The organism is Mycobacterium sp. (genome assembly GCF_049673265.1).
Taxonomy (GTDB): Bacteria; Actinomycetota; Actinomycetes; order Mycobacteriales; family Mycobacteriaceae; genus Mycobacterium.
The window spans coordinates 1-4,677 of record NZ_JBATXN010000236.1; the positions used below are offsets into that span (position 1 = coordinate 1).

Genomic DNA, 4,677 nt, shown 5'->3' on the forward strand with positions numbered 1-4,677 from the left:
GGCAACCGGGTGGCCAGGCCCACTACCGCGATGTCGACCCGCTCGACCGGCCCGCTGCGCGTCCAGTCGGTGTCGTCGACTGCCGCGTCGTCCTCGAAGGGGTCGCCCTCGACGATCCAGGTGGCCAGCGATTCGATGGTCGGATGCTCGAAGGCGGCCGCGATCGACACCGTGACCCCGGTGCGGTCCTCGATGTCGGCGGCCATCGCCACCGCATCGCGCGACGACAGGCCTAATTCGACCATCGGCGTGGCTTCGTCGATGCCGTCGGGTGACTGCCCGACCGCATTGCCGATCCAGTTGCGCAGCCACTGCCGCACCTCGGCGACCGTCATGTCGGTGCGCGCGGGTTTACCGGCGGGCTCAGCGGCTTCGGCCGACGATGCTTGGGAATCGGTGTCTAAGTCAGTCATATTCGCCGTCAGTCAGCCTCGTCGGGGAATGAGTTCGGGGATGCGGTGCCTCGGCGCAGGGTGCCGTCCAGGTAGGCGGTGCGGCAGGCGCGGCGCCCGATCTTGCCGCTGGAGGTCCGCGGGATCGCCCCGGACGACACCAGCAGCACGTCGCGCACGGTCACCCCGTGCCGGACCGCGATGGCCGTGCGGATGTCGTCGGCGATCGGCTGATGGTCGAGCTTGTGCGTACCGGTGGCCCGCTCGCTGACGATCACCAGCTGCTCGGAGGTGTCATCGGGGTCGTATTTCAAGCCGGCGTGCGGGTTGTCGAACACCTCGGCGGGTAGCTGGTTCAGCGGCACCGAGAAGGCGGCCACGTAGCCGGCTCGCAGCGCCCGGCTGGATTCCTGCGCCGAGTACTCGAGGTCCTGCGGGTAGTGGTTGCGGCCGTCGACGATGACGAGGTCCTTCACCCGGCCGGTGATGTACAGGTCGCCCTCGTGGTAGGTGCCGAGGTCGCCGGTGCGCACCCACAGCCCGTCATCGGGAGCCCCGTCGGCGTGCGACGGGTCGGTGCGCGACTTGAGGATGTTCTTGAAAGTCTCGGTGGTCTCTTCGTCCCGGTTCCAATAGCCGGCGCCCATGTTGTTGCCGTGCAGCCAGACCTCACCGATGTGGCCGTCCGGCAGCTCGCTGGCCGTCTCGGGGTCGACGATGGTCGTCCACTGGTCGACGCCGATCTTGCCGGCGGAGGCTTGCGCAACACCGTTCTCCGCATCGGCGGCCACCTCGACGAACCGCTTGTTGTTCAGCGCTTCCCGGTCGACGTGCACGATCTTGGGCTTGTCCGCCATCGGGGTGGTGGAGACGAACAGGGTCGCCTCGGCCAGGCCGTAGGACGGCTTGATCGCCTTTTCCTGGAACCCGTAGGGCCCGAACGCTTCGTTGAACTTGCGGATCGACGACGCCGACACCGGCTCGCTGCCGTTGAGGATGCACTTGACCTTGCTCAGGTCCAGCGGCGGGTCGCCCTCCTTGGGCAGCCCGCGCAGTGCGGCGTGTTCGAACGCGAAGTTCGGCGCGGCGGAGATGGAACCACCGGTGTCGCCCTCCTTCGCGGCCAGCTGGCGAATCCACCGGATGGGTCGGCGGACGAACGCGGCCGGTGTCATGAAGGTGTTCTGGTAACCGACCACCGATGACAGCAGGATGGTGATCAGGCCCATGTCGTGGAAGAAGGGCAGCCACGAGACGCCGAAATCGCCTTCCTCACCTTCCAGTGCGTGAATCACCTGCACCACGTTGGTCGGCAGGTTCAGATGAGTGATCATGACGCCGGTCGGGGTGCGGGTGGAGCCGGAGGTGTACTGCAGGTAGGCGACGGTGTCGTGCTGGGCCGGGATGATCTCCCAGGTGGAGGCGACGTCGTTGGGTACCGCGTCGACGGCGATGACGCGCGGCCGCTCCTTGGCCGGGCGGCTGCGGAAGAACTTGCGAACCCCTTCGGCGGAGTCGCTGGTGGTCAAGATCGCCGACGGGCTGCAGTCGTCCAACACCGCATGCAGACGTCCGACGTGGCCCGGCTCGGACGGGTCGAACAGCGGTACCGCGATCCGGCCGGCGTACAAGACGCCGAAAAACGCGACGAGATAGTCCAGGTTCTGCGGGCACAGGATCGCGATCCGGTCACCGGGCTGGGTGACCTGCTGCAGCCGAGCACCGACCGCGCGGTTGCGGGCGCCGAACTCGGCCCACGAAATCTCGCGGGCGATGCCGTCGCGTTCGGTGGAGTAGTCCAGGAAGCGGTACGCGAGCCGGTCGCCACGCACCCGCGCCCACTTCTCGACGTGACGGACCAGGTCGGTGTTCTCCGGAAACCTGATCTTGCCGTTCACGATGAACGGGTTGTGGTACGGCACGCCACTCTCCTGTCACACAGTTCTAGGTCGGTTCACATCTATATGGGCTGCACCGACGGCTCGGGGTCGGCCAGCGGAACTTCGCACATTCGCCCGCTCTGCAATCCGCGACGCATCGACGCGTTGGGCCGACCACAGCTGTTCTTAAATTCCTCTTAATGTTAGTGGCCGGTGCGCCGCGAACCAAATCCGAAGGTACCGCTTGACGCAACTGTGACCACCGCAGCGGGGCCGTGTCGTAAGGCCCGTTACCCGTGTTTCGGGTGTGGCGCGTTCTGGATCTCATCGTGCGCCCAGTTCAATGTCCACTCGGTGGACGGCTGCCCATCCAAACTCCAGAACTGGGTGGTCGCATACAGCGCGTGAACCGGCTGGCCGGCGCCGCCGGCCAGCACATCCAGCGTCTTAGGCAGGTTGGCCAGGCTGAACGCGTCCTGCGGGGCAGCGCAGATCAGGTCACCGGCGCCGCAGATTTCGTTGGTCTTGCTGCCCAGCGTGCCGAACCCGCCCGGCCGCGGGCCGGTCATCGTCAACCCGAGTCCGGATAACACCGGCACCTCCTGCAGGGTGATCTCGGCGCCCTCGCCCGGCGGATTGGGTCCGAGCTCCTGGCCCACCCCCTGCTGGCGACGGCCGTCAGCGATCAACGTCACACCGAGCACCAGGTCGTCGTCGACGGGTCCACGGCCATTCCCGACGTCGCTGGCGATGTCGCCGGCGATCACCGCCCCCTGCGAGAAGCCGACCAGCACATAGCTGGTCAACGGGCACTTGGCGTTCATGTCGGTCATTGCCTTGACCGCGGCGCGGGTGCCCTCGGCCCGGCTGTCGTTGTAGGACATCTGGGTGTCGCCGCTCAGCGGGTTGTGGAACTGCGCGGTGTAGGGGACGGTGTACGTCTCGACCCGGCTGGAGTTGAACTGCTGGCTGATCGTCCGGGTGACGTTGAGCAACAACGCGTTCGGGAAATCGATCGGGTTGAGCGGATTGTCCTGCAGCGACGACTCCCAGGTGCCGGGCACCGCGATCAGCTGCACGTCGGGGCAGCTGGCGTCCTGAAAGGCTGGCCGCGGCTTGTGGGGGCGGGCCGCACTGCTGGTCGGCGGGACGATGCTGGGCGGCACCGCGCTCGGTGGAGTTTTCGGTTGCCGCAGGATGGTGACCACCGCATAGATGACCAGCGCCACCACCAGCGCCGTCGCGCAGGCGGCGATCAACGCCAGGGTGCGGTGGCGCTTACGCCGAGAATTACGCCGGGAATTAACAGCCATGGTCTCCTGCTAGCAGAGTCGTTCGGTCACACAGTCGACTCATTCGACAGCGGGCAGCCTCAATTGGCTGCTGCACTTTCTATCACGGTACCGGGTCGCGGCACCGGCTCGGAGTTCGCTGACCCGCCAGGACAGCCGGGCGGGCGACCTAGCGGATCGCGCCGACGATGTCGCCAGACATTGCGCCCAGCTGGGCGCCCCAGGAGCCCCAGTCATTGCTGCCGCCGGTGGGGAAGTCGAAGTGGCCGTTGTGGCCGCCACTGTTGCGGTACTGCTGGTAGAAGAACCGGCTGTTACCCATCGCCTCGCCGGCTTGGCCGATCATCGCGGCGGCATCGCCGCCCATGTTGGTCGGACTCCAAACCCAGACCCGAGAGTTGTTCTGCGCCAGCAGCCCGGCGTGCACCCATGGGTCGTGCCATTTCCACCGACCGAGCTGCGGGGCTCCCCACATGCCGTTGCCGTCGATGCCGCCGAATTGCTGCATACCGGCCAGGATCGCGCCATTGGTCGTGGTGTTCGACGGGTACAGGAAGCCTGACAGCGAACCGGCGAAGCCAAAACGGTCGGGGTGGAAGCAGGCCAGGGCCATCGCCCCGTAGCCGCCCTGGGATGCACCGACAACCCCGTGGCCGCCGGGAGCCAGGCCCTTGTTGGCGGCCAGCCAGTCCGGCAACTCGGTGGACAGGAATGTCTCCCACTGCTTGCTGCCGTCCTGCTCCCAGTTGGTGTACATGCTGAACGCGCCGCCGGCCGGTGCCGCCACCGAGATCCCCTTACCGGCCAGGGTGTTCATCGCGTTGCCCGCGGTCACCCAGTTGCTGACGTCCGGCGCGGCGTTGAACGCGTCCAGCAGATAGACGGCGTGCGGACCGCCCGCCATGAAGGCCACCGGGATGTCGCGGCCCATCGCCGCCGACGGCACCATCAGCGTCTCGTAACCTGCGGCACGGGCAGACCCGGTGTGGACCGCGCCTGCGACCCCGAGCGTCAATACGGCGGCGCAAAGCAGCCGTAGCAGCATGGACAGACTCCTCATAATGACCTCACTCGTCGCTCGACCACCAACCCAGAGACCCCACAGATCGCCCC

At 66.9% G+C, this 4,677-nt stretch carries 4 protein-coding genes; all 4 read right to left on the reverse strand.

Going from position 1 to position 4,677, the window contains the following annotated elements:
* Nucleotides 1-413: acyl carrier protein (locus WBF82_RS08430; protein WP_424382595.1), on the reverse strand; the 413-nt coding region annotated here is incomplete at its 3' end.
* Nucleotides 414-421: 8 nt separating this feature from the next.
* Nucleotides 422-2,314, reverse strand: coding sequence for a long-chain-fatty-acid--AMP ligase FadD32 (gene fadD32, locus WBF82_RS08435; protein WP_424382596.1), 1,893 nt, complete (start codon nucleotides 2,312-2,314; stop codon nucleotides 422-424).
* A 248-nt stretch (nucleotides 2,315-2,562) separates the two neighbouring features.
* Nucleotides 2,563-3,585: a cutinase family protein gene (locus WBF82_RS08440; protein ID WP_424382597.1), complete on the reverse strand. Its 1,023-nt coding sequence runs from the start codon at nucleotides 3,583-3,585 to the stop codon at nucleotides 2,563-2,565.
* Nucleotides 3,586-3,733: 148 nt separating this feature from the next.
* On the reverse strand, nucleotides 3,734-4,624 hold the full coding sequence (locus WBF82_RS08445) for an esterase family protein (RefSeq protein ID WP_424382598.1): 891 nt from the start codon (nucleotides 4,622-4,624) through the stop codon (nucleotides 3,734-3,736).
* Nucleotides 4,625-4,677: the final 53 nt, after the last annotated feature.

Bases quoted from the DNA above. Each gene is read 5' to 3' on its own strand.
- WBF82_RS08440 (WP_424382597.1), bottom strand. From the start codon at position 3,585: ATGGCTGTTAATTCCCGGCGTAATTCTCGGCGTAAGCGCCACCGCACC.
- WBF82_RS08445 (WP_424382598.1), bottom strand. From the start codon at position 4,624: ATGAGGAGTCTGTCCATGCTGCTACGGCTGCTTTGCGCCGCCGTATTG.